Annotated in this window: 18 protein-coding genes and 2 pseudogenes; 9 read left to right on the forward strand and 11 right to left on the reverse strand. The window is 58.1% G+C overall.

Going from position 1 to position 24365, the window contains the following annotated elements:
- Positions 1-133: 133 nt before the first annotated feature.
- Both xylB and xylA read right to left on the reverse strand, forming a co-directional pair.
- On the reverse strand, positions 134-1588 hold the full coding sequence (gene xylB / locus HMPREF1024_RS11535) for a xylulokinase (protein ID WP_004150156.1): 1455 nt from the start codon (positions 1586-1588) through the stop codon (positions 134-136).
- Positions 1589-1680: 92 nt separating this feature from the next.
- Positions 1681-3003, reverse strand: a complete 1323-nt coding sequence (gene xylA, locus HMPREF1024_RS11530; RefSeq protein WP_009308770.1) for a xylose isomerase — start codon at positions 3001-3003, stop codon at positions 1681-1683.
- A 494-nt stretch (positions 3004-3497) separates the two neighbouring features.
- On the opposite strand from xylA, the gene xylF reads away from it, so the two are divergent.
- From xylF to xylR, 4 genes are all read left to right on the forward strand, one after another.
- Positions 3498-4493: a D-xylose ABC transporter substrate-binding protein gene (xylF, locus tag HMPREF1024_RS11525; protein ID WP_004152040.1), complete on the forward strand. Its 996-nt coding sequence runs from the start codon at positions 3498-3500 to the stop codon at positions 4491-4493.
- Positions 4494-4557: 64 nt separating this feature from the next.
- Positions 4558-6099 carry a xylose ABC transporter ATP-binding protein gene (locus tag HMPREF1024_RS11520; RefSeq protein ID WP_002922346.1) on the forward strand — a complete coding sequence of 514 codons (1542 nt, stop codon included), beginning with the start codon at positions 4558-4560 and terminating at the stop codon, positions 6097-6099.
- Positions 6077-7258, forward strand: a complete 1182-nt coding sequence (xylH, locus tag HMPREF1024_RS11515; protein ID WP_009308771.1) for a xylose ABC transporter permease XylH — start codon at positions 6077-6079, stop codon at positions 7256-7258. Before HMPREF1024_RS11520 ends, xylH begins: the two co-directional genes overlap by 23 nt.
- A 232-nt stretch (positions 7259-7490) precedes the next feature.
- A complete protein-coding gene (gene xylR / locus HMPREF1024_RS11510) occupies positions 7491-8669 on the forward strand; it encodes a D-xylose utilization transcriptional activator XylR (RefSeq protein WP_002922351.1) in 1179 nt (392 codons plus the stop codon).
- A 39-nt stretch (positions 8670-8708) separates the two neighbouring features.
- Here the strand turns inward: xylR and HMPREF1024_RS11505 are convergent, their stop codons facing one another.
- Positions 8709-9527 (reverse strand): protein bax, encoded by an 819-nt coding sequence (locus HMPREF1024_RS11505; protein WP_004188166.1) that lies wholly within the window; start codon positions 9525-9527, stop codon positions 8709-8711.
- Positions 9528-9842: 315 nt separating this feature from the next.
- Between HMPREF1024_RS11505 and HMPREF1024_RS11500 the strand changes: the two genes are divergently transcribed.
- The gene (locus HMPREF1024_RS11500) at positions 9843-11876 is read left to right on the forward strand and encodes an alpha-amylase (RefSeq protein ID WP_009308772.1); all 2034 of its coding nucleotides are present in this window, start codon (positions 9843-9845) and stop codon (positions 11874-11876) included.
- Positions 11877-12044: 168 nt separating this feature from the next.
- Positions 12045-13301 carry a valine--pyruvate transaminase gene (gene avtA, locus HMPREF1024_RS11495; RefSeq protein ID WP_002922359.1) on the forward strand — a complete coding sequence of 419 codons (1257 nt, stop codon included), beginning with the start codon at positions 12045-12047 and terminating at the stop codon, positions 13299-13301.
- 42 nt (positions 13302-13343) lie between these two features.
- Here avtA and HMPREF1024_RS11490 read toward each other — a convergent pair whose 3' ends face one another.
- The 7 genes and pseudogenes from HMPREF1024_RS11490 to HMPREF1024_RS11470 form a co-directional block, all read right to left on the reverse strand.
- Positions 13344-13829, reverse strand: coding sequence for a 4Fe-4S dicluster domain-containing protein (locus HMPREF1024_RS11490; protein WP_002922360.1), 486 nt, complete (start codon positions 13827-13829; stop codon positions 13344-13346).
- A 109-nt stretch (positions 13830-13938) separates the two neighbouring features.
- A pseudogene (locus HMPREF1024_RS30080) lies at positions 13939-14031 on the reverse strand (IclR family transcriptional regulator); the annotation flags it as partial.
- Between the two features lie 42 nt (positions 14032-14073).
- Positions 14074-15915 carry a selenocysteine-specific translation elongation factor gene (selB, locus tag HMPREF1024_RS11485; protein ID WP_009308773.1) on the reverse strand — a complete coding sequence of 614 codons (1842 nt, stop codon included), beginning with the start codon at positions 15913-15915 and terminating at the stop codon, positions 14074-14076.
- Positions 15912-17301: pseudogene (gene selA / locus HMPREF1024_RS0126650) on the reverse strand (L-seryl-tRNA(Sec) selenium transferase). Before selA ends, selB begins: the two are co-directional and overlap by 4 nt.
- Positions 17302-17405: 104 nt before the next feature.
- Positions 17406-18014: a glutathione S-transferase gene (locus tag HMPREF1024_RS11480; protein WP_004152043.1), complete on the reverse strand. Its 609-nt coding sequence runs from the start codon at positions 18012-18014 to the stop codon at positions 17406-17408.
- 106 nt (positions 18015-18120) lie between these two features.
- Positions 18121-19257: an HlyD family secretion protein gene (locus HMPREF1024_RS11475; protein ID WP_002922393.1), complete on the reverse strand. Its 1137-nt coding sequence runs from the start codon at positions 19255-19257 to the stop codon at positions 18121-18123.
- A gap of 3 nt (positions 19258-19260) precedes the next feature.
- Complete coding sequence (locus HMPREF1024_RS11470; RefSeq protein WP_004152044.1) at positions 19261-19629, reverse strand: DUF3302 domain-containing protein; 369 nt, start codon at positions 19627-19629, stop codon at positions 19261-19263.
- 538 nt (positions 19630-20167) lie between these two features.
- Between HMPREF1024_RS11470 and mtlA the strand changes: the two genes are divergently transcribed.
- The 3 genes from mtlA (at position 20168) to mtlR (ending at position 23920) form a co-directional block, all read left to right on the forward strand.
- Positions 20168-22075, forward strand: coding sequence for a PTS mannitol transporter subunit IICBA (gene mtlA / locus HMPREF1024_RS11465; RefSeq protein ID WP_002922397.1), 1908 nt, complete (start codon positions 20168-20170; stop codon positions 22073-22075).
- Between the two features lie 100 nt (positions 22076-22175).
- Positions 22176-23324, forward strand: coding sequence for a mannitol-1-phosphate 5-dehydrogenase (gene mtlD / locus HMPREF1024_RS11460; protein ID WP_004145239.1), 1149 nt, complete (start codon positions 22176-22178; stop codon positions 23322-23324).
- Entirely contained in the window at positions 23324-23920 is a 597-nt protein-coding gene (gene mtlR / locus HMPREF1024_RS11455) for a mannitol operon repressor MtlR (RefSeq protein ID WP_002922401.1), read from the forward strand. The genes mtlD and mtlR overlap by 1 nt, the downstream gene beginning before the upstream one ends.
- On the opposite strand, the gene HMPREF1024_RS11450 is transcribed toward mtlR, so the two are convergent.
- A complete protein-coding gene (locus HMPREF1024_RS11450; RefSeq protein WP_002922402.1) occupies positions 23909-24133 on the reverse strand; it encodes a hypothetical protein in 225 nt (74 codons plus the stop codon). The two genes, mtlR and HMPREF1024_RS11450, sit on opposite strands and share 12 nt — an antisense overlap.
- Positions 24134-24365: the final 232 nt, after the last annotated feature.

A 24365-nucleotide genomic window follows, 5' to 3' on the forward strand; every position in this document is an offset into this window, starting at 1 on the left:
GACTCCCTCGGCGATGCCTCAGATTACGTACGACAAAGCGGAGATTTCGGAATAAATAAATACGCATTTATGGATGGATGTAGCCGGGACATTCAGGAAGGGAATCCGCCCGGCGCTGCCGGACGGACTGAGGCTAAGACATCAGCGGTTTCAGTTGCTGATAAATCTGGCGGAAGGTTTCCCGCTGCGGCGCATAGTGGGCCACACGGCGATCGTCCGGGCGATGGGCTTGTTCAAGCGGCAGCGGCTTCAGCAGCCCGGGGCGGTCTGCCTCGTCGTGAACCGCCAGCTGCGCCAGCCTGGCCGCCCCCAGCGCCGGGCCGACATCGCCCCCGGTACGGTAATCGAGCTGCAGGCCGCTGATATCCGCCAGCATTTGCCGCCAGTAAGCGCTGCGCGCCCCGCCGCCGATAAGCGTGATGCTCTGCGGCTTGATGCCGCAGGCGTGCACCACGTCCATACCATCCGCCAGCGCATAGCCCACCCCTTCCAGCACCGCCCGCGCCAGCTCTGCCGGCCCATGCTGATGCGTCAGGCCAAAAAAGACGCCCTTGGCCTGCGGGTTGTTGTGCGGCGTGCGTTCGCCCGACAGATAGGGCAGGAACCACACCGGACCGGCGCTTTCATCCGCCGTCTGCGCCGCCGCGATCAGCGCCGGCACGCTGGCGAGACCGGTTAATTTTGCCGCCCAGTCCAGACAGGAGGCCGCGCTGAGCATCACCGACATCAAATGCCAGCGGCCCGGCAGGGCATGGCAGAAGCTGTGCACCGCGCTTTCGGGTTTGCTAAGGAACCCTTCACTGACGGCGAAGTAGACGCCTGAGGTGCCCAGCGACAGCATCGCCTGACCGGCATCGGCCATGCCGACCCCGACCGCGCCCGCGGCGTTGTCGCCCCCGCCGCCCACCACCAGCGCCGGCGGCATATTCCACGCCTGCGCCACCTCAGGTCGCAGTTGCCCGGTGACGTCGCTGCCTTCGAACAGCGCTGGCATCGCATCCCGACTGAGATCGCAGGCGGCGAGCATCTCGTCGCTCCAGTCGCGCCGGGCGACGTCCAGCCACATCGTGCCGGCGGCGTCAGACATATCGCTGGCGAGCTCGCCGGTCATGCGCAGGCGCAGATAATCCTTGGGCAGCAGCACTTTATCGACCTGGCTGAACACTGCCGCCTCGTGGCGCTGTACCCATAAGAGCTTCGGCGCCGTAAAGCCCGGCATCATCAGGTTGCCGGTGATCTGCCTGGAAGCGCTGACTTTGTCTTCCAGCAGCTGGCACTCTTCGGCGCAGCGGCCGTCATTCCATAAAATGGCCGGACGCAGCACCTGTAACGATTTATCCAGTAGGGTGGCGCCGTGCATCTGCCCGGCAATGCCCAGCGCCTTCACGTCGCGCAGGCTATGCTGCGCGCCCAGGGCTTTCATCGCCGTGTCCGTCGCCAGCCACCACTGTTCGGGATCTTGCTCCGACCACAGCGGATGCGGACGCGAGACGGTGAGTTTTTCGGTATGCGATGCCACTACCTCACCCTGCTCATTGAGCAGGATGGCTTTGACGCCCGACGTCCCCAGATCGATGCCGATATACATACTCCCTCTCCTTAAACGCGCGCCACGGCTGAGCGTGGCGCGAACAGAGCATCCTGGTTGCGGCGCCGGTCACCCCGGGCGCCGCCGTATGATTACTTGTCAAACAGATAATGGTTGACCAGGTTTTCCAGTTGTTCCTGCTGGCCGCTGCGATGCTGCGGCGCCAGCTGATGCTGAGCGGCATACTGGGCAATATCGCTCAGGGTCATCTGCCCGTTAAGGATCTGCTGCCCCAGCTCACCGTTCCAGCCGGCGTAGCGTCTGGCCACGCGCTTATCCAGTTCGCCGTCCTCGATCATCCGCGCCGCGACCTTCAGCGATAGCGCCATGGTATCCATCGCGCCAATATGACCATAGAACAGATCGTATTTGTCGGTGCTCTGCCGGCGCACTTTCGCATCAAAGTTGAGCCCGCCGGTGGTGAAGCCGCCCGCTTTGAGGATTTCATACATCACCAGCGCGTTCTCTTCGACGCTGTTCGGGAACTGGTCGGTATCCCAGCCCAGCTGCGGATCGCCGCGGTTGGCGTCAACGGAGCCGAACAGCCCCAGCGCGATGGCCGTCGCAATCTCATGATGGAACGAATGGCCAGCGAGCGTCGCGTGGTTAGCTTCAATATTCAGTTTAATCTCTTTTTCCAGACCAAACTGTTTGAGGAAGCCGTAAACGGTAGAGGCATCATAGTCATACTGATGCTTGGTCGGCTCCTGCGGTTTGGGCTCAATCAGCAGTGTGCCTTTAAAGCCGATTTTATGCTTATGCTCCACCACCAGCTGCATAAAGCGGCCAATCTGCTCACGCTCCTGGCGCAGGTCGGTATTCAGCAGGGTTTCATAGCCCTCGCGACCGCCCCACAGCACATAGTTTTCACCGCCCAGTTGATGGGTGGCATTCATGGCGGTGACCACCTGGGTGGCCGCCCAGCTAAAATACTTCCGGATCCGGTTGGTGGCCGCGCCGGCGCCGTAGCGCGGGTTGGTAAAGCAGTTTGCGGTCCCCCACAGAAGCTTCACGCCGCTCTGCTGCTGTTTCTCAGCCAGCACCTCGACCATCCGGGCGAAGTTATTGCTGTACTCCTTGAGCGAAGCGCCTTCCGGCGAGACGTCAACGTCGTGGAAGCAGTAGTAAGGCACGTTGAGTTTATGGAAGAATTCGAACGCCACATCGGCTTTGCGTTTGGCCATCTCCAGGGCGTCGCCAGGCTGCTGCCAGGGACGATCAAAGGAGCCCACGCCAAACATATCGGCGCCATTCCAGCAGAAGGTGTGCCAGTAACAGGCCGCAAAACGCAGATGATCTTCCATCCGTTTGCCCAGCACCAGTTCATCCGGGTTGTAATGACGGAAAGCCAGCGGGTTAGTGGATTTCGGGCCTTCGTAACGAACGCGATCGAGTTGATCGAAATAGGTCTGCATAGAGAACTCCATATTCAGAGATGCGGCGAATAACCAATCAGATACCCTAAATAATTCGAGTTGCAGGAAGGCGGCAGGAGCGCGAGTCCCCGGTAACCGGGGGCGGAGCAACGAATGTCACCAACCCACCTACAACTTGAAGTATGACGGGTTTAAGCCAATATAGAATTTCGCTTTCATTTTCCTCAATTACGTTATTTCACACCGCCATTGAGAGAATCCACAAACGTGCGCCAGCTCGCAAAAATAATATCCAGTCGCCGTTGCGCCGCTCTGTCAGAGACAGTCCAGTGCAATAATAAGAGCGTGCATGAATAAAATACGATCGCCGTCATAATTTGCACATTAAACGAAATTTCATAACGGCAAAATAAGAACCGGTAATTGCCAGCCCTGCTTTCCGCGTTAAGAATCTGTAACGTATCCGCAACCTCATGTATCAAACATTATTTTCCGTTCGTCTTACCTACCCTTACAAAAAAGGTATCGTTATTATGAAGATAAAGAACCTTTGCCTTACGCTTTGCGCCAGCTCCCTCCTGCTCGCCAGCATGGCGGGGATGGCGAAAGAAGTGAAGATTGGCATGGCCATCGACGATCTGCGTCTGGAGCGCTGGCAGAAAGACCGTGATATTTTCGTCAATAAAGCGGAATCCTTAGGCGCCAAAGTTTTTGTCCAGTCCGCTAATGGCAATGAAGAAACGCAGATGTCGCAAATTGAAAACATGATCAACCGCGGCGTCGATGTGTTAGTCATTATTCCTTATAACGGCCAGGTACTCAGTAACGTTATTAAAGAAGCCAAGCAGGAAGGTATTAAAGTCCTGGCCTATGACCGTATGATTAATAATGCCGACATTGATTTCTATATATCTTTCGATAATGAAAAAGTTGGTGAAATGCAGGCGCAAAGTCTGGTCGACAAAGTGCCGCAGGGTAATTATTTCCTGATGGGCGGTTCGCCGGTGGATAATAACGCTAAACTGTTCCGCGCCGGACAGATGAAGGTTCTCAAGCCGTATGTCGATGATGGCAAAATTAAGATTGTCGGCGATCAGTGGGTTGACGGCTGGCTGCCGGAGAACGCGCTGAAAATAATGGAAAACGCGCTAACGGCGAATAATAACAAGATCGATGCCGTGGTCGCCTCCAATGACGCCACCGCCGGCGGCGCCATCCAGGCCTTAACCGCCCAGGGGCTGGCCGGCAAAGTGGCGATCTCCGGTCAGGATGCTGACCTGGCGGGCGTGAAGCGCATTATTTCCGGTACCCAGACGATGACCGTCTATAAACCGATAACCACCCTGGCCACCAACGCCGCTGAAATCGCCGTTGAGCTGGGTAACGATAAGCAGCCGAAGGCCGATACCACGCTGAATAACGGCTTAAAAGACGTCCCTTCGCGCCTGTTAACGCCAATTGAGGTGAATAAAGAGAATATCGACGCCACGGTGATTAAAGACGGTTTCCATAAAAAGAGTGAACTGTAATGGCTGACGCCCCGCTGCGGGGCGTCATTTTCATCCCGCCGGATATCACTGTTGCGGAGTCTTTATGACCTGGCTACTCGAAATGAAGAACATCACCAAAACCTTCGGCGCTGTTAAAGCCGTGGATAACGTCAGCCTGCGCCTGAACGCAGGCGAGGTGGTCTCGTTATGCGGTGAAAATGGGTCGGGGAAATCGACGCTGATGAAGGTGCTGTGCGGTATCTATCCGCACGGAAGCTATGAGGGCGAGATTATTTTTGCCGGCGAAACGCTGCAGGCAAACCATATTCGCGATACCGAACGCAAAGGCATCGCCATTATTCATCAGGAGCTGGCGCTGGTGAAACATCTCACCGTGCTGGAGAATATTTTCCTCGGCGCCGAGATATCCCGCCATGGTCTGCTGGATTATGAAACCATGACGCTGCGCTGTCAGAAACTGTTGGCGCAGGTCAATCTGCCCATTTCGCCCGATACCCGCGTCGGCGACCTCGGCCTTGGTCAGCAGCAGTTGGTGGAGATCGCCAAGGCGTTGAATAAACAGGTTCGCCTGCTGATCCTCGACGAACCGACCGCCTCCTTAACCGAACAAGAAACCGCGACGCTGCTGGCGATCGTTCGCGATCTGCAAAACCACGATATCGCCTGCATCTATATCTCGCATAAGCTCAATGAGGTCAAAGCGATCTCCGATACGATCTGCGTGATCCGCGACGGCCAGCACATCGGCACCCGCGATGCCAGCGGCATGAGCGAAGACGATATCATCACCATGATGGTCGGCCGCGAGCTCACCGCGCTCTATCCCAGCGAGCCGCACGCCCACGGCGAGGAGATCCTGCGGGTTGAACATTTAACCGCCTGGCACCCGGTAAACCGCCATATTAAACGGGTCAATGACGTCTCATTTTCCCTGCGTCGCGGAGAAATCCTCGGCATCGCCGGGCTGGTCGGCGCCGGACGTACCGAGGCGGTACAGTGCCTGTTCGGCGTCTGGCCGGGGCGCTGGCAAGGGGAGATCTTTATTGATGGCCAGCCGGTGAGCATCTCTAACTGCCAGCAGGCCATTGCCCACGGCATCGCCATGGTGCCGGAAGACCGCAAAAAAGACGGCATCGTGCCGGTGATGGCGGTGGGCAAAAACATTACCCTCGCGGCGCTCAACCAGTTCACCGGCGCAATGAGCAGCCTGGACGACGCCGCCGAGCAGCACTGCATCCAGCAGTCCATTCAGCGTTTGAAAATTAAAACCTCCTCGCCGGAGCTGGCGATTGGCCGTCTGAGCGGCGGCAACCAGCAAAAGGCGATTCTGGCGCGCTGTCTGCTGCTCAATCCGCGCATTCTGATCCTCGACGAACCCACCCGTGGCATCGATATCGGGGCGAAGTATGAAATTTATAAACTGATTAACCAGCTGGTGCAGCAGGGCATCGCGGTCATTGTCATTTCATCCGAACTGCCCGAGGTGCTCGGTCTCAGCGATCGGGTGCTGGTCATGCACGAAGGCAGACTAAAAGCCAATTTGGTTAATCAACATCTGACCCAGGAACAGGTGATGGAAGCCGCGCTGAGGAGCGAACGCCATGTCGAAGAACACGTCGTCTGAAATCAAACTCACCCCAACCGCCCCCGCGGCCCTGCCGGCGCTGAAGGGGCTGAATCTCCAGGTCTTCGTGATGATCGCCGCCATCGTCGTCATTATGCTGTTTTTCACCTGGGTTACCGATGGCGCCTACCTGAGCGCACGCAATATCTCCAACCTGCTGCGGCAGACGGCCATCACCGGCATCCTCGCCGTCAGCATGGTGTTTGTGATTATTTCGGCAGAAATCGACCTCTCCGTTGGCTCGATGATGGGGCTGCTGGGCGGCGCTGCGGCGATCTTTGACGTCTGGCTCGGCTGGCCGCTGCCGCTCACCATTCTGGTGACGCTGGTGATGGGCCTGCTGCTCGGCGCGTGGAACGGATGGTGGGTAGCCTATCGCAAGGTGCCCTCGTTTATCGTCACCCTCGCCGGGATGCTGGCGTTTCGCGGCATTCTGATCGGCATCACCAACGGGACCACCGTCTCGCCCACCAGCCCGGCGATGTCGCAGATCGGCCAAAGCTACCTGCCAGACGGCATCGGCTTCGGCATCGGCGTTGTCGGCATGGCGGTGTTTATCGTCTGGCAGTGGCGCGGGCGGATGCGCCGGCAGGCGTTAGGTCTGGCGACCTCGTCCTCCACCGCCGCCGTCGGCCGCCAGGCCATTACCGCGGTGATTGTGCTGGGCGCAATCTGGCTGCTCAATGACTATCGCGGCGTACCGACCCCGGTGCTGATCCTCGCCGCCCTGCTGCTGGCGGGCCTGTTTATGGCCACCCGCACCGCCTTTGGTCGCCGCATCTACGCCATCGGCGGCAACCTGGAGGCGGCCCGTCTGTCCGGGATTAACGTCGAGCGTACCAAGCTGGCGGTGTTTGCCATTAACGGCCTGATGGTCGCCATTGCCGGGCTAATCCTCAGCTCACGGCTCGGCGCGGGGTCGCCTTCGGCGGGCAATATCGCCGAACTGGACGCCATCGCCGCCTGCGTCATCGGCGGCACCAGCCTGGCGGGCGGCATCGGCAGCGTCGCCGGGGCGGTAATGGGGGCGTTTATTATGTCGGCCCTGGATAACGGCATGAGCATGATGGACGTCGCCACCTTCTGGCAATATATCGTTAAAGGCGCCATTTTGCTGCTGGCGGTGTGGATGGACTCTGCCACCAAGCGGCGCGCATAAGCAGAGACTCTCTGAAGAATGTCTGAATTCTTTGCGCTACCGCCAAACTTCGCCATAAGGCGCTTGAAATATCTCGGGCATTAGCCGGTAGTGTATACCCAACATCATTCGGGTTGCAGACGGCGCCCCCGGCCGCGTACCGGCGTACGTGGCCGGGATGAGTGGTAAGTCAGGCCATCGGCAACATCTTGAATGAAGGGGTATGACCGGGGTTAGAGCAGGAACATTATCTATGTTTGAAAAGCGTCACCGTATTACGCTGTTATTTAACGCCAACAAAGCTTATGACCGCCAGGTAGTTGAAGGTGTCGGCGAGTATCTGCAGGCCTCCCAGTTGGAATGGGATATCTTTATTGAAGAGGACTTTCGGGCACGCATCGAAAACATCAAAGAGTGGTTGGGCGATGGCGTTATCGCCGACTATGACGATCCCGAAATCGAAAAGCTGCTGGCCGATGTCCACGTGCCCATCGTCGGCGTCGGCGGATCTTATCATCAGCCAGAGCAGTACCCGCCGGTCCACTATATCGCCACCGACAACGCCGCGCTGGTGGAAAGCGCTTTTCTCCATTTGAAGGAAAAAGGGGTGCACCGCTTCGCGTTTTACGGACTCCCCGCCTCCAGCGGTAAACGCTGGGCGGTAGAGCGCGAGTATGCCTTCTGCCAGCTGGTCGCGAAGGAGAAGTATCGCGGCGTGGTCTACCAGGGGCTGGAGACAGCGCCGGAGAACTGGCAGCACGCGCAAAACCGGCTCGCCGACTGGCTGCAAACCCTGCCGCCGCAAACCGGCATCATCGCCGTCACCGACGCCCGTGCCCGCCACGTCCTGCAGGCCTGCGAGCTACTGCATATCCCGGTGCCAGAGAAACTGTGCGTTATCGGCATCGATAACGAGGAGCTAACCCGCTATCTCTCTCGCGTCGCCCTCTCCTCTGTCGCCCAGGGCACCCGCCAGATGGGTTATCAGGCGGCAAAATTACTCCACCGGCTGTTGAATAACGAGGCCCTCCCGCTGCAGCGCCAGCTGATCCCGCCGATGCGCGTCGTTGAGCGACGATCCACCGACTACCGGTCGTTAAACGATCCCTCCGTGATACAGGCGATGCATTACATTCGCAACAATGCCTGCAAAGGCATCAAGGTGGAACAGGTGCTCGACGCCGTGGGCATCTCTCGCTCTAATCTGGAAAAACGCTTCAAAGAGGAGGTCGGTGAGACCATCCACACGGTGATCCACAGCGAAAAACTGGAAAAGGCGCGTAGCCTGCTGGTGTCCACTAGTCTGTCGATCAATGAGATTTCGCAGATGTGCGGCTATCCGTCGCTGCAATATTTCTATTCGGTGTTTAAGAAGGAGTACGACGTGACGCCGAAGGAGTACCGCGATCGGCACAGCGAGGTGATGCTGTAGGGTAAAAAAAATGCCCGGCGACAAGGCCGGGCATCCGGATTACAGATGGGCGGCGATGAGCCGCTGATTGTCCTGATACATCGCGAAGAGATAGTTGTTGTAGCTCGACCCTTTAGTCGAATACCCCTTCAGCTTATGGATCATGGTGCTGGCGGTTACTTCCTGATCCGCCTTGCGCAGCTGCAGGCGCGACTTGCGGAAAGAAGAATAGGCCGGGTGGGTGTTCAGGTTTGTTACGTAAGCCTGCACCGACTGCTCTACCGACTCAAACTGCGAGTAACCTTTCATCGCGCCGCGGCAGCGACCGGCGCCGCACTTCATGCCGAACAGGTTGTTATTCTCGCGCGCCAGCCTGGAGGTACCCCAGCCACTTTCCGCCGCCGCCATGGTCGCCACCATGCTGTTCGGAATAATGTCGACACGCTCAAGCAGCGCGTTCCAGGGCACATGACGCGTATTGCCTGACCACTTCACCTTATAACGGGAAGCGATATCCTTCAGGCGCGCCTTCTCAGTCGGTGACCAGCGAGCATCGTACTGCTTGGAAATAAGCCAGTTACGATCCGCAGTAATCGCCTGATTCTGCTTGGTAATATAAGGCATGACCGTCCGGAGAAACGCTTTTTTCCTTGGTGTTCCGGAAGGGTATTTTCGCAAGTCAGGAAGTGAACTGCTCTTTACACTATTGCGAGAATACTCTTGTTTACTGCTTACCTTAGTACTACTTATCTTCTTTACCGTTGGGGCTTTATGACTCTTTGTCGCTGTGTGCGTTGTCGCCAACACACTACCTGAAAAGATGCAGGTTAGTAACATAAGTATGGCGGCCCCATATCGTCGTATGGGATTCGATATCATCAGGTCTCCTGGTCGGATATATGCATTCCAACACCTTGTTTTTCACAAAAAAACGATAGCTGAATCGCTAATAGTATCAAAAATACGCACTGAGGGCATCAACAGAAATAGTCCAATTCCGAATTGCTGTCATCTGAAATCGGTTTCTGCGGCGCATCGCCAGCGCGAAAATGCTAGCTTCGTCTCATTTTTAGCCTATTTTTTGAGCGGTGTCACTCACCCCTTTTCATCCTCCTGGTAAAACGCGCGTCAGGAGGAGTTCACCCGCGCGGCGACAAGGCACACTAGGATAAAAACCGCTCACAGGATCTCGCAATGAAACTCGCTGCGCTTGCCACGTTATTCGTGCCTGGGATGGCCTTTGCCGCCTGGACTACCACCGACTTTCCTGCTTTTACCGAAGAAGGGACCGGCCGATTCATCAGCCAGAAAGTGGTTGAGAAGGGTACACGTCCCCTGCAGCTAAATTTTGACCAGCAGTGCTGGCAGCCTTCCGGCGGCATTAAGCTCAACCAGATGCTGTCCATGGAGCCCTGTCGCGGCACACCGCCGCAATGGCGCATCTTCCGCCAGGGTCTGTATACCCTGGAGGTGGATACCCGTTCCGGCACGCCAACGATGATAATTTCGCTGGAGGAAAAAGAGACCAGCGCCGCGGCGCCGCAGATCCGCCAGTGTCCGAAGTGGGACGGAAAACCGCTGACCATCGACGTCAGCAAAACCTTCGCCGAGGGCAGCAAGGTCCGCGATTTCTACAGCGGCAATGTCGCGACCGTCAGCGGCGGCAAAATCACCCTGCAGCCCGCCTTCGGCAGCAATGGCCTGCTGCTACTCGAGCGTGCCGAGACCGCCGCCCCGGCGCCGTTTGACTGGCACAATGCCACCGTCTACTTCGTCCTGACCGATCGCTTCGTAAACGGTAACCCGGCCAACGACAACAGCTATGGTCGCCATAAAGACGGCATGCAGGAGATCGGCACCTTCCACGGCGGCGACCTGCAGGGATTAACCAGCAAGCTGGATTATCTGCAGCAGATGGGAGTTAACGCCCTGTGGATCAGCTCCCCGCTCGAGCAGATCCACGGCTGGGTCGGCGGCGGCACGAAGGGCGATTTCCCTCACTACGCTTATCACGGCTATTACACCCAGGACTGGTCGAAACTGGACGCCAACATGGGGACCGAAGCGGATCTCCGCCGACTGGTGGATGAAGCGCATAAGCGCGGAATACGTATTCTGTTCGACGTGGTGATGAACCATGCCGGCTACGCCACCCTGGCCGACATGCAGGAGTTCCAGTTCGGCTCCCTGTATCTGCAAGGCGATGAGCTGAAAAAAACTCTCGGCGAGCGCTGGACGGACTGGAAGCCGGGCGCGGGACAGACCTGGCACAGCTTTAACGACTATATCAACTTCAGCGACAAAGCCGGGTGGGAGAAATGGTGGGGTAAGAAGTGGATCCGCACCGATATCGGCGATTACGACAATCCGGGCTATGACGATCTCACCATGTCGCTGGCCTTCCTGCCGGACCTGAAAACCGAATCGAAGGAGGTCTCAGGCCTGCCGAACTTCTATAACCATAAACCAGACACCGCAGCGAAAGCGATCCCGGGCTATACGCCGCGCGACTATCTGACACACTGGCTGAGCCAGTGGGTACGTGACTACGGCATCGATGGCTTCCGCGTCGATACCGCCAAACATGTGGAGATGGACGCCTGGCAGCAGTTAAAAACCCAGGCCACCGCCGCGCTGGCGGAGTGGAAGAAAGCCAATCCGGATAAAGCGCTGGATGCGGCGCCGTTCTGGATGACCGGCGAAGCCTGGGGACATGGAGTGATGCAGAGCGATTATTATCGCCACGGTTTTGATGCGATGATCAATTTCGACTACCAGGACCAGGCGGCGAAAGCGGCGACCTGTATGGCCAATATTGACCTCACCTGGCAGCAAATGGCGGACAAGCTGCAGAGCTTTAACGTCCTGAGCTACCTCTCCTCGCACGATACGCGGCTGTTCCGTGAAGGCGGCACCACCGCGGCGGAGCTACTGCTGCTGGCCCCTGGCGCCGTGCAGATTTTCTATGGCGACGAATCATCGCGCCCGTTCGGCCCCACCGGCTCGGACCCGCTGCAGGGTACCCGCTCGGAGATGAACTGGCAGGATGTCAACGGCAAGGCGGCCCGCAGCGTTACCCACTGGCAGAAGATCGGCCAGTTCCGCGCTCGCCATCCGGCAATCGGCATGGGCAAACAGACAACGCTGTCGATGTCGCGTGGTTACGGGTTCGTGCGTGAGAGCGGTGAAGACAAAGTGATGGTCATCTGGGCCGGACAGCAGCAGTAATCCACAGGTGGCTCTCCGCCCTGGCGGGGAGCCATTCAGAACAAAACGCTAACAAAATAGCAATTTACAGGATAAAGATAAAAAGCCGCCTCCTCCCGCCGATTTGCACCACGCCAGCGCTGGCGTTATGGTTAGCCACTTTCCAGAACCACCGATAGACTATTCGCGATGACATTTTCCCTTTTCGGCGACAAATTCACCCGTCATTCAGGCATCACCCGCTTGATGGAAGACCTTAATGACGGTCTGCGCACGCCGGGCGCTATTATGCTGGGCGGCGGCAACCCCGCTCAGATCCCGGAAATGAATGACTACTTCCAGCAGCTGCTGGCCGACATGCTGGATAATGGCAAAGCCCTTGATGCGCTTTGTAATTATGATGGCCCACAGGGCAAAAGCGAGCTGCTGGCTCTGCTGGCGAATATGCTGCGCGACGAGCTGGGCTGGGAGATCGAACCACAGAATATTGCGCTAACAAACGGCAGTCAGAGCGCATTTTTCTACTTATTTAATCTGTTTGCAGGCCGTCGGGCAGATGGCACCACCCGTAAGGTACTGTTCCCACTGACGCCGGAATATATCGGCTACGCCGATGCCGGTCTGGAAGAGGATCTGTTCGTTGCCACCCGGCCGAACATCGAACTGCTGCCGGAAGGCCAGTTTAAGTACCATGTTGATTTTGAGCATCTGCAGGTGACGGAAGAGACCGGGATGATCTGCGTCTCGCGCCCCACCAACCCGACCGGCAACGTCATCACTGATGAAGAGCTGATCAAACTGGATGCGCTGGCGAATCAGCACGGGGTCCCGCTGGTGATTGATAACGCCTACGGCGTACCGTTCCCGGGCATTATCTTTAGCGACGCCCGACCGCTGTGGAATCCGAACATCGTGCTGTGTATGAGCCTGTCCAAGCTGGGCCTGCCGGGCAGCCGCTGCGGGATTATCATCGCCAACGAAAAAATCATCACCGCCATCAGCAACATGAACGGCATTATCAGCCTCGCCCCTGGCGGCATCGGGCCGGCAATGATGTGCGAAATGATTAAACGACAGGATCTGCTGCGCCTGTCAGAGACGGTGATCAAGCCCTTCTATTACCAGCGGGTGCAGGAAACCATCGCCATTATTCGCCGCTATCTGCCGGAGGAGCGCTGCCTTATTCACAAACCGGAGGGGGCAATCTTTCTCTGGCTGTGGTTTAAGGATCTGCCGATCTCCACCGAGCTGCTGTATCAGCGGCTGAAAAAGCGCGGCGTGCTGATGGTGCCGGGGGATTACTTCTTCCCTGGTCTGGATAAACCGTGGCCGCACACCCACCAGTGTATGCGCATGAACTATGTACCGGACCCGCAAAAAATCGAAGCCGGAGTGAAAATCCTCGCCGAAGAGGTTGAATTTGCCTGGCGCGAACAGGAAGCATAGTCTCGGACGCCGCGGGCGGGTAACGTTCGTCAGCGACCCCATTCACGCCAGCGCCAGCCGCTGGCGTTTTTGCGCGCATAGCGCTTCCAGCTCCGCGGGAACCATCACCCGCAGCGCCTGCGTCGGGCAGGCGGCCACGCAGGCCGGTCCTTCGGCGCGGTGATGGCATAGATCGCATTTCAACGCCTGCGCCTGCTGGTTCATTACCGTAACGGTCATCGCGCCGTACGGGCAGGCCACCATGCAGCTTTTGCAGCCGATGCAGCGCCGCTGGTCGACCCACCAGACGTCATTGTCGCGCTGAATCGCCCCCTGTGGGCAAACGCTGGCGCAGGGCGCATCCTCGCACTGCCGACAGGCCATCGCCGTCGATATGTCACCGCTTTTCACCACCCGGATACGCGGCGCGAAATGGTTCGTCGACAGGGCGGCGACATCCTGCGCCTGCTGGTGCGCCACCGCGCAGGCCACTTCGCAGGTACGACAGCCGATGCACCGCTGGGCATTGGCAATAAGAAACTGGTTCATCCTCTGCTCCCTGGGGATAAAACCGCAGGGTGCCAGAATATCCCCTGCCCGCGCTTTGATCCTGAATGGAATCAGCGCTGTTTTTTGTCAGATGGCTGGCAGGATGTGGTCATTTGCCTGACGCTTCACGCACCGTGAAACCCAGCTCACGCGAAATTGCTTCGGCGGTCTCACGTAGTGGTTTTAACAAGTTCTTTTCGCCAGCTCCCCGGCACGAAGTCCGCCGGGGAGCCGACGTTAATGATTACCGGAACAATGCCTTATCGCGCAGGATATGATCGTTGCCGCGACGGCGGGTGAAGCCAATCCGATCGAAATACTCCAGGATCTGGATCGCCAGCTTCCGCCCGACGTTTAAGGTATCGCGGAAATCCGCCGCGCAGGTTGAACCGCGCAGCCGATCCAGCTCGCGCACCCGCTGGGCGAACTGCACAATGCGATCGTTGCGGTAGTAACGATCCTTGACGATCGCGGTAATCATCCCCTGCTGCGCCGCCTGGCGCAGCACCGCGCGCATCAGGGACTCTTCAACATGGACTTCGCGCGCAAGATCGCGCACCCACCACGGATCGTCGCCGAACAGAGTCTCCACCTTATGCCAGACCGCCTGCTGCTCGTCGGTAAACCCGGCTTTATGCTCCGGCAAATGCAGCCAGCCGTGATGGCTGTGGACTAAGCCGCTCTCGCGCATCTGCTCAATCAGCAGCAGCACCAGCGCTTCATCTTCCATCGGCAGCGCGATGCGGCGCAGGCGCTCCCGGCCAGGGCCCGGCTCGTCTCGATGCTGCTCATGGTAGCGCGCAAGGGCATCCAGCAATTTTCGCTGCCAGCGGGCGGCAAGCGGCGCGCTAAGCAGGCGCTGTCCGGCCTGCAGATAGTCCGGTCGCTGGATCAGGGCCGCCATTCCGGCTTCGCTGAGCTGCCGCGCCCAGGCGAAGTGCTCAAGCCGGACGGCATCCCGCTGCAGATGCAGCTCCAGCGCCTGCGCATCGTCAGCGCCGACCGCTGCCAGGGCGTGCAGCCACTGCAGATATTCCGGTTTACGTTTGCCGCGGCGCGGAGGATCCAGCGTCACCACCCGTGCGCCCGCCAGCGTCAAGCGAGCGGAGATATCGCGGAGCACCAGCCGGTCGTTATCCGCCAGCCACAGCGGAGTATCCAGCACCAGCTCCGCCAGGTTGTCCTCAAGGAGCGACACCCGGCCGGTAATGTGGCTGGCAGCATGGTGAATATGCAGCGGCTGCCACTGGCTGAGCGGCGTATGGCACTGCAACTCGACAATCACCCGTTCTGCTGGCTCCGGCGGTGGTGAGGAGAGCAGCCAGTCGCCGCGGTGCACTGCCTCTTTTTGCGCATCGCCGACAATGTTCAGCGCAATGCGCTGTCCGGCGTGCGCCTGCTCAACCGCTTGATTCTGGGCATGCAGGCCGCGGACGCGCATCGGCGTGTTGACGCCGGTAAGCCATAGGGTATCCCCGACCCGTACTTCGCCGGAGAGCGCCGTCCCGGTGACCACCAGCCCCGCGCCTTTGACGGTAAAAGCGCGATCCAGCGCCAGGCGAAACCGCTGCTGCTGCGGGCGGGGGCGCTCTGCAAGCTGCAGCAGATGGCTGCGCAGTTCCGCAATACCGATGTTTTCCGCCGCCGCGGTGGGAAAGAAAGCGACGGCGTCAAAGCCCAGCTCGCCCAGGGTCTGCTCGACCTCTGCCTGAACCTCCGCCACCCTGGCGGCCGCCACGCGGTCCGTTTTGGTCAGCGCCACGGTCAGCGTCGGCTTTCCGGTCAGCTGCAGGATCGCCAGGTGTTCGCGGGTTTGCGCCATCACCCCGTCATCGCAGGCCACCACCAGCAGCGCATGGTCAATACCGCCCACCCCCGCCAGCATGTTGGACAAAAACTTTTCGTGCCCGGGAACGTCAATAAATCCCAGCACCCGCCCGTCCGGCTGCGGCCAGTAGGCATAGCCGAGATCGATCGTCATTCCCCGCGCTTTCTCTTCCGGCAGACGATCGGCATTCACGCCGGTTATCGCCTGCAGCAGCGTCGTTTTGCCGTGGTCAACATGTCCAGCGGTGGCAATAATCATCGTAACAACATCTCCATAAAGCGGGTTTCATCTTCCAGACAGCGCAGGTCCAGCCAGAGCCGACCGTCATAAATGCGGCCAATCACCGGACACGGCAGCGCGCGCCAGCGGGCCGCCAGCGCCTCCAGCCGGCTACCGCGGCCGTCATGCGGGGTAAAGGTCAACGCCGCGCTGGGCAGGCGGTCGACGGGTAACGAGCCGCTGCCAATCTGCGACTGGCAGGCTGCCACGCTGACGGCAAAATCAGCATAGTGTGCCGCCAGGTCAGGCTGCAGGCGTTCAGCCAGCCGGCGGATCTCCTCCGCCGGACGGGTGAGCAGGCGCAGCGTCGGCAATTTCTCCCTCAGCGCCTCCGGGTGCTGATAGAGGCGCAGCGTAGCCTCCAGCGCCGCGAGGGTCATTTTATCGGCGCGCAGGGCCCGCTTCAGCGGGTGGCTTTGCAGCCGGGCAATCAGCGCGCGTTTGCCGACGATAATCCCGGCCTGCGGGCCACCGAGCAGCTTGTCGCCGGAGAAACTGACCAGGCTCACCCCGGCGGCGATCATCTCCTGCGGCATCGGCTCCTTTGGCAGGCCATACTGACTGAGATCCACCAGCGACCCGCTGCCCAGGTCGGCTACCACCGGAACATCCAGTTCGCGGCCAATGGCCGCCAGCTCCGCTTCGTCGACGGCTTTGGTAAAGCCCTCAATACTGTAGTTGCTGGTGTGGACCTTCATCAGCAGCGCGGTATTGTCATTCACCGCCTGGCGATAATCTTTGGCATGGGGTGCGGTTGGTGGTACCCACTTCGTGCAGCTGGCAACCCGCCTGGCGCATCACGTCGGGGATGCGAAATGCCCCGCCGATCTCCACCAGTTCGCCGCGAGAGACCACCACTTCGCGACCGCTGGCGGTGGCCGCCAGCATCAGCAGAACGGCCGCCGCGTTGTTGTTCACGATACAGGCGTCTTCCGCGCCGGTGATCTGGCACAGCAGATCGGCAATGGCGCGATCGCGATGGCCGCGCCCGGCGTCGTCGAGATCATATTCGAGCGTCACCGGCGCGCGCATCGCGCTGGCGACCGCCTCCACGGCCGACTCCGCCTGAATGGCGNGCCCCAGATTGGTATGCAATACCGTACCGGTGAGATTAAACACCGGACGCAGGGCGCTCCGCTGGCCGGCGGTGAGCCGCTGCTCACAGGCGTGCTGCCAGTCATGGCTCCAGTCAGGGAGCGTCTGCCGTTGGCTAATCTGTTCCCGCGCCTCATCCAGCATCTGGCGCAGCTGCGTCACCACCTGCGAATGGCCGTGCTGCGCCAGCAGGGAGGAAAAAGCGGGGTCGCGGAGTAAGCGGTCAATGGCCGGAAGCCGGGTATAAAGCGCACGAATTTCGGTAGTCATGAATGGGCCTGGCGGTAAGTTATTTTCCCCCTCCCGACGGGAGAGGGAGTCAACAATCAGCGGCGATTGTAACGCCTCCTTGCGCAAACTGTTACCTGCCTGGGTCAAGTCCGCGGCGGTTCGGTGCGCGCAAAGCTGGCGCGCTGGAACAGCGCATCCACCAACTTCACCAACTGCGGCCGGGTGGCGCACCAGCCCGGCGCCACCCGGCGAAAGTTCAGGTAGGCAATGGCGCAGGCCGTAGAGATGGTCGCCAGATTGACCTCGTCACCGCGTAGCGTTCCGTCCGCCGCGCAGGCTTCCAGCCTGTCGAGGCCGCGCGCCACTTTCTCCCGCTGGCGGAGCAGCTCTTGCTCTGACTGTTGGGCCGCAGGGCGAGCTTTTTCGCGCACCAGCGCCTGGGCGGCCTCCATCACCCCATCTGCCAGCGCCTCAAGCTGGCGCATCCTGAGAGCGGCTCTGGGATCGGCGGGAATCATCGGCGGCGCCACGCCCAGCAGCTCGAGATACTGCGCGATAACCGGAGAATCAAACCAGCATTCGCCGTCATCTGTCACCAGCGCCGGCACTTTGCCCAGCGGGTTATAGCGCGCCACACCGTTGCTTTCGCTGTAGGGGGATTCGTTGACAAACTCAAAAGGGATGCGCTTTTCCAGCAGGATCACGGAGATTTTGCGCACAAAGGGACTGGTGTAGCTGCCGATCAGTTTCATAACCTGCTCCTTATCGCCAACAAATTATCGCCAACAAAGATATGAGTATGGCTCAGGGCAGGACAAAAGGCAGGTGAGCGTCCCGCTCAACCTGCCGCCGATCGCATTAATGATCGAGATAGAGGTAGTGCATCCAGCTGGTCATGCGCAGCAGCACTTTACGCATCACCGAAACGTGGGCGAAATGGTCGGAGTAGACCGCCACCTGCGCATAGATGCCATCGGGTAGTGCATCGATTTCGGCATTCGGATCGAGCTCAATGGTCGCCAGCACGCCATCGCTGCCCGGCGTCACGGTCAGCGACTGCAACGCCCCCTGCGCCTGATAGGTTCCCCCCGGCACCACCGGTAAAATGCTCACCAGTTTGCCGTGGAATACCTGTCCGGGCAGGGCATTAAACACCGCTTCCGCGTCGTCGCCCTTCTCCAGCCTTAACAGCGAATTTTGCCTGAACTGGGCGACGATCAGCCGTTTTTGCTCGGGGATAAACACCATCACCGGACGCAGCGGCAGCGAGGCGGCATAGGTCCCCGGACGGATCAGCACCTGGGTGATATACCCATCGCTTGGCGCCCGCACGGTGGTCTGATCGAGATTATATTTCGCCTCCGCCAGCTGGGCGCGCAGGCTGGCCACTTGCGACTGCTCGCCGTTGATCATGCTGTCCAGCTGGCTCTGGATCTGCGCCTGCTCCGCCACCGACGCCTTGACCAGCGCGTCCTGGGCAAGGTAATTCTGCCTGGCGTTATCGATGTCGCTTTCCGAGAACGGGTTCACCCGCGCCTGGCTCCCTTTCAGGTAGCGCTGATAGTCCTTGTATAAGCGATCGCGTTCCGCCGACACGCGGGTGGTGTTGGCCTGGGCTTCAGAGAGCTGCGCTTTGAGGGTGTTAATACTGTGCAGCGCCGTCACCAGGTCGGCCTGCAGACGGTCGACCCGCGCCTGATAGCGCGCCGGGTCAATAGTAAAAAGCACCTCACCCTTTTTGACGCGCTGATTCGCTTTGTCGGTGACGCTGTTAACCACTCCGGTAACCTGCGGCGTAATAGGAATAGATATCACCGCCTTTTGCGCCAGAAAGGTGTAAGGGTGGTTATAGTTCATTAATAAAATAAGCGCGCTAACAATAAATACGCCCCCCAGCGCCGCGGTAGGTACCGTCCATTTATTTACCGGTATTTTGAAGATTTTAAATATCGACCAGGCGATGGCCACGTAGGTCAAAATTATCAACAGATCCATAGATTATTTCTCCGCCGCAGAGGTGGACTGCGGCCGCTGGATGGCCGCCACCTGGTGTTCAAGGTCGCTCAGTCGTTGGCGAAGCTGTTGTATATCGGTCTCTTTTTCAGGTTCGTCAGGGGCCGTATTCGCCTTATGCTGCATGCCCCAGCCGCGCTCAGGCTGGTACAACGTGGCCCAAATCCATAAAAACGGCCATATGACGTGGAGAGTAAAAAGACTGACCCATCCGGCGACATGAATAGCATCGGAATGAGGGTGGTTGCGTTTTTTGGCGATCAAATAAGGAATATCGTGAATAATGATAATCCCATAAAAAATGACCAGAAAAACGAAGATCAGAACGCCCAGCGCAAAATAATTGAGAAACATAATTCCCTCGGCTTTACGCTAATAATTTATATGAATTTTATTCACGACCCACTGACATTCGGGCCGCTATTTTGAGCATAATTCACGCCTTTCATTTTTGCCATCCGGCGTAAAAAAGTTATTCGGCAGTTAAGGTTGCTTAGTTACAGAGCCATCTCGCCCTGGCCGCAAAACCGGGCCGAGATCACAGCGGCAAAAATCCACCGTGAAATTCTTTGTGATCAAAATCACAAACAAACAACAAAACCACGAAACAAAATTGTGACAAATATCACACAAAAAGGCAGATCAGCGGCTAAAAAGGCGCTGTGTTGTTTTTTTACACAGGAATTATGTGATCAGCATCACTACAAAAAGCGCTTTGCCCCCTATATTCATGTGATCCGTATCACACAAAAGGGCGCTAGCTGGACAGCTAAACGATTCAGTGCCAGATTTCGCACTATCAATCAGGGCCCGGCTACCTCTGCCGCCACATTAACAACAAACCTCGGGCTTTAAGCCTGCGCGCTACGCAAAACAGAAGAAGGGGTGTTTTATGTCATCCGATATCAAGATCAAAGTGCAAAGCTTTGGTCGTTTCCTCAGCAATATGGTGATGCCGAATATCGGCGCGTTTATCGCGTGGGGTATCATCACCGCGCTTTTCATTCCGACAGGGTGGTTGCCAAACGAAACGCTGGCGAAGCTGGTCGGTCCGATGATCACCTACCTGCTGCCGCTGCTGATCGGTTACACCGGCGGTAAATTAGTCGGCGGCGAACGTGGCGGCGTGGTCGGGGCGATCACCACCATGGGCGTTATCGTCGGCGCGGATATGCCGATGTTCCTCGGCTCCATGATTGCCGGCCCGCTGGGCGGCTACTGCATCAAGAAATTCGATAACTGGGTAGACGGTAAGATCAAATCCGGTTTTGAAATGCTGGTGAATAACTTCTCCGCCGGCATCATCGGGATGATCCTCGCCATTCTGGCCTTCCTCGGCATTGGCCCGGCGGTCGAAGTTCTGTCGAAAATTCTGGCGGCTGGCGTTAACTTTATGGTGGCGCACGACATGCTGCCGCTGGCGTCTATCTTCGTCGAACCGGCAAAAATCCTGTTCCTTAACAACGCCATCAACCACGGTATCTTCTCGCCGCTGGGTATTCAGCAGTCCCACGAGCTGGGTAAATCCATCTTCTTCCTGATTGAAGCTAACCCGGGTCCAGGGATGGGCGTTCTGCTGGCGTACATGTTCTTTGGCCGCGGCAGCGCAAAACAGTCTGCAGGCGGGGCGGCTATCATCCACTTCCTGGGTGGTATCCATGAAATCTACTTCCCGTACGTGCTGATGAACCCGCGCCTGATCCTGGCCGTTATCCTCGGCGGGATGACCGGTGTCTTCACCCTGACTATCCTCAATGGCGGTCTGGTTTCCCCGGCTTCCCCGGGTTCCATTCTGGCGGTACTGGCGATGACGCCGAAAGGCGCCTACTTCGCTAACATCGCCGCGATTATCGCAGCGATGGCGGTCTCCTTCGTGGTCTCTGCGGTTCTGCTCAAGACCAGCAAAGTCAAAGAAGAAGACGATATCGAAGCCGCAACGCGTCGTATGCATGACATGAAAGCGGAATCCAAAGGCGCCAGCCCGCTGGCGGCCGGTAATGTCACCAACGACCTGAGCCATGTGCGTAAAATCATCGTCGCCTGCGACGCCGGGATGGGTTCCAGCGCTATGGGCGCCGGGGTACTGCGCAAGAAAGTGCAGGATGCCGGGTTGAGCAACATCTCGGTCACCAACAGCGCAATCAATAACCTGCCGCCGGATGTTGACCTGGTCATCACCCACCGCGACCTTACCGAGCGGGCGATGCGCCAGGTGCCGCAGGCGCAGCATATTTCGCTGACCAACTTCCTCGACAGCGGTCTGTACACCAGCCTGACCGAGCGCCTGGTCGCGGCCCAGCGCCACATCGACAACGAAGTCAAAGTCACCGATAGCCTGAAAGACAGCTTTGACGATACTAACAACAACCTGTTCCAGCTGGGCGCGGATAACATCTTCCTCGGTCGCAAAGCAGCCACCAAAGAAGAAGCCATTCGCTTCGCCGGTGAGCAGCTGGTGAAAGGCGGCTACGTCGAGCCGGAATATGTGCAGGCGATGCTGGACCGCGAAAAACTGACCTCGACCTATCTCGGCGAGTCCATTGCGGTACCGCACGGCACCATCGAAGCGAAGGACCGCGTGCTGAAAACCGGCGTCGTCTTCTGCCAGTACCCGGAAGGCGTGCGCTTCGGTGAAGAAGAAGATGAAGTCGCGCGTCTGGTCATCGGCATCGCCGCTCGTAATAACGAGCACATTCAGGTTATCACCAGTCTGACTAACGCGCTGGATGACGAAACCGTGATTGAGCGCCTGGCGAAAACCACCAGCGTCGACGAAGTTCTGGCACTGTTAAATAAATAATCAGCGCTATCCAACCCTCTCCTTTGGGAGAGGGTTGGGGTGAGGGGAAAGGCCTCACCCCAGCCCTCTCAGGTGAAAACATTAATTGAAGGTTAATACTATGAAAGCATTACATTTTGGCGCAGGTAATATCGGACGTGGCTTTATCGGTAAATTGCTGGCCGACGCGGGCATCGAACTGACGTTTGCCGATGTCAATCAGACCGTACTTGATGCCCTGAATGCCCGTCATAGCTATCAGGTTCACGTCGTCGGTGAGAATGAGCAGGTGGACACCGTCTCCGGCGTCAATGCCGTCAGCAGCATCGGCGATGAGGTTGTGGACCTGATCGCTGAGGTGGATCTGGTCACCACCGCCGTCGGTCCCGTCGTGCTCGAGCGCATCGCGCCAGCGATCGCCAAAGGGCTGGCGCAGCGCAAAGCGCAGGGCACCGAACGCCCGCTGAACATCATCGCCTGCGAAAATATGGTGCGCGGCACCACGCAGTTAAAAGGCCACGTGTTTAACGCGCTGGCGGAAGAAGATAAAGCGTGGGTGGAAGCGCATATCGGCTTTGTCGACTCTGCCGTTGACCGTATTGTGCCGCCATCGGCTTCCGCCACTCATGACCCGCTGGAAGTCACCGTGGAAACCTTTAGCGAATGGATTGTCGATAAGACTCAGTTCAAGGGCGCGCTGCCGACTATCCCGGGAATGGAATTAACTGATAACCTGATGGCATTTGTCGAACGCAAGCTCTTCACCTTGAACACCGGGCATGCTATAACCGCCTACCTCGGAAAACTGGCGGGCCATCAGACGATTCGCGACGCGATCCTCGACGAGAAAATTCGTGCCGTCGTGCAGGGCGCGATGGAAGAGAGCGGCGCGGTGCTGATCAAACGTTACGCCTTTGACCCGCAGAAGCACGCGGCTTATATCCAGAAAATACTTGGCCGGTTCGAGAACCCGTACCTGAAAGACGATGTTGAGCGCGTTGGCCGTCAGCCGCTGCGCAAACTGAGCGCTGGCGACCGTTTAATTAAGCCGCTGCTGGGTACACTGGAATACGGTCTGCCGCACCGCAACCTGGTGAAAGGGATTGCGGCGGCGATGCATTTCCGTAGCGAAGACGATCCGCAGGCGCAGGAGCTGGCGGCACTGATCGCCGACAAGGGGCCGCAGGCCGCGCTGGCGCAGATTTCCGGCCTGGATGCCGCAAGTGATGTCGTCGCGGAGGCCGTTAACGACTACAACGCGGAAAAATGATGCACAACCTGGCGCGACCAACGTCGCGCCCATTACGACTCCTGTCAGATATGCAGGCAATGATGGAAGAAACACAAGCATTTGAAAACCGTGTGCTTGAGCGTCTGAATGCTGGCAAAACCGTACGAAGCTTCCTGATCGCCACCGTCGAGCTGTTAACGGAAGCGGTCAATATTCTGGTGCTTCAGGTGTTCCGTAAAGACGACTACGCGGTGAAATACGCCGTCGAGCCCTTGCTGGAGGGCAGCGGGCCGCTCGGCGATCTCTCTGTACGCCTGAAGCTGATTTATGGCCTTGGGGTGATAAGTCGTGCCGAATATGAAGACGCCGAGCTGCTGATGGCCCTGCGCGAAGAGCTTAACCACGACGGCAATGAGTACAGCTTTACCGACGACGAAATTATCGGTCCGTTCGGCGAGCTGCACTGCGTCGCCGCCCTGCCGCCAACGCCGCAATTTGATGACAGCGATGCCGAACTGCTGGCAATGCAGAAACTGCGTTACCAGCAGATGGTGCGCTCAACGATGGTGCTGTCCCTGACTGAGCTGATTTCACGAATCAGCTTAAAAAAAGCCTTTCAGAAATCAACGCTCTGATTCCGGTTCCGTCTGGTCGCAGGTCGGCCGGTAAAGCTGACGATAATATTCCAGACGCTGCAGGAACAACGCTTCCTTATCCTGAGGAATGTCTCGCGGTACATGCTGCAGACGCGGAGACTTTTTCAAATACTCCATAAACGCCTGACTGGAAGCCATAAAATCAACCGCTTTGTCGATTAAACGTGGTACGCCGTCGCCGATCTTTGCCATCACGTCCTCCTTTTGGGAATAATCTGATTAAGCATTAGCCAATTCACCGGCGTTGGTTAAGGAAAACGTGCTTATCTGCCGACAGGCTTCACAGAAATGAAATTAGAACGGGTATTAGGCGGAATATTAATAAAATTCAAATTATTAGCGATAAATGATATTGCATTCCGCGGGCGACAAACGGCGAATTTTTGATAAATAGCTATCAACAATAGCGGTCACGGCACATACT

The sequence above is a fragment of the Klebsiella sp. 4_1_44FAA genome, from assembly GCF_000238715.1.
Lineage (GTDB): Bacteria > Pseudomonadota > Gammaproteobacteria > Enterobacterales > Enterobacteriaceae > Klebsiella > Klebsiella pneumoniae.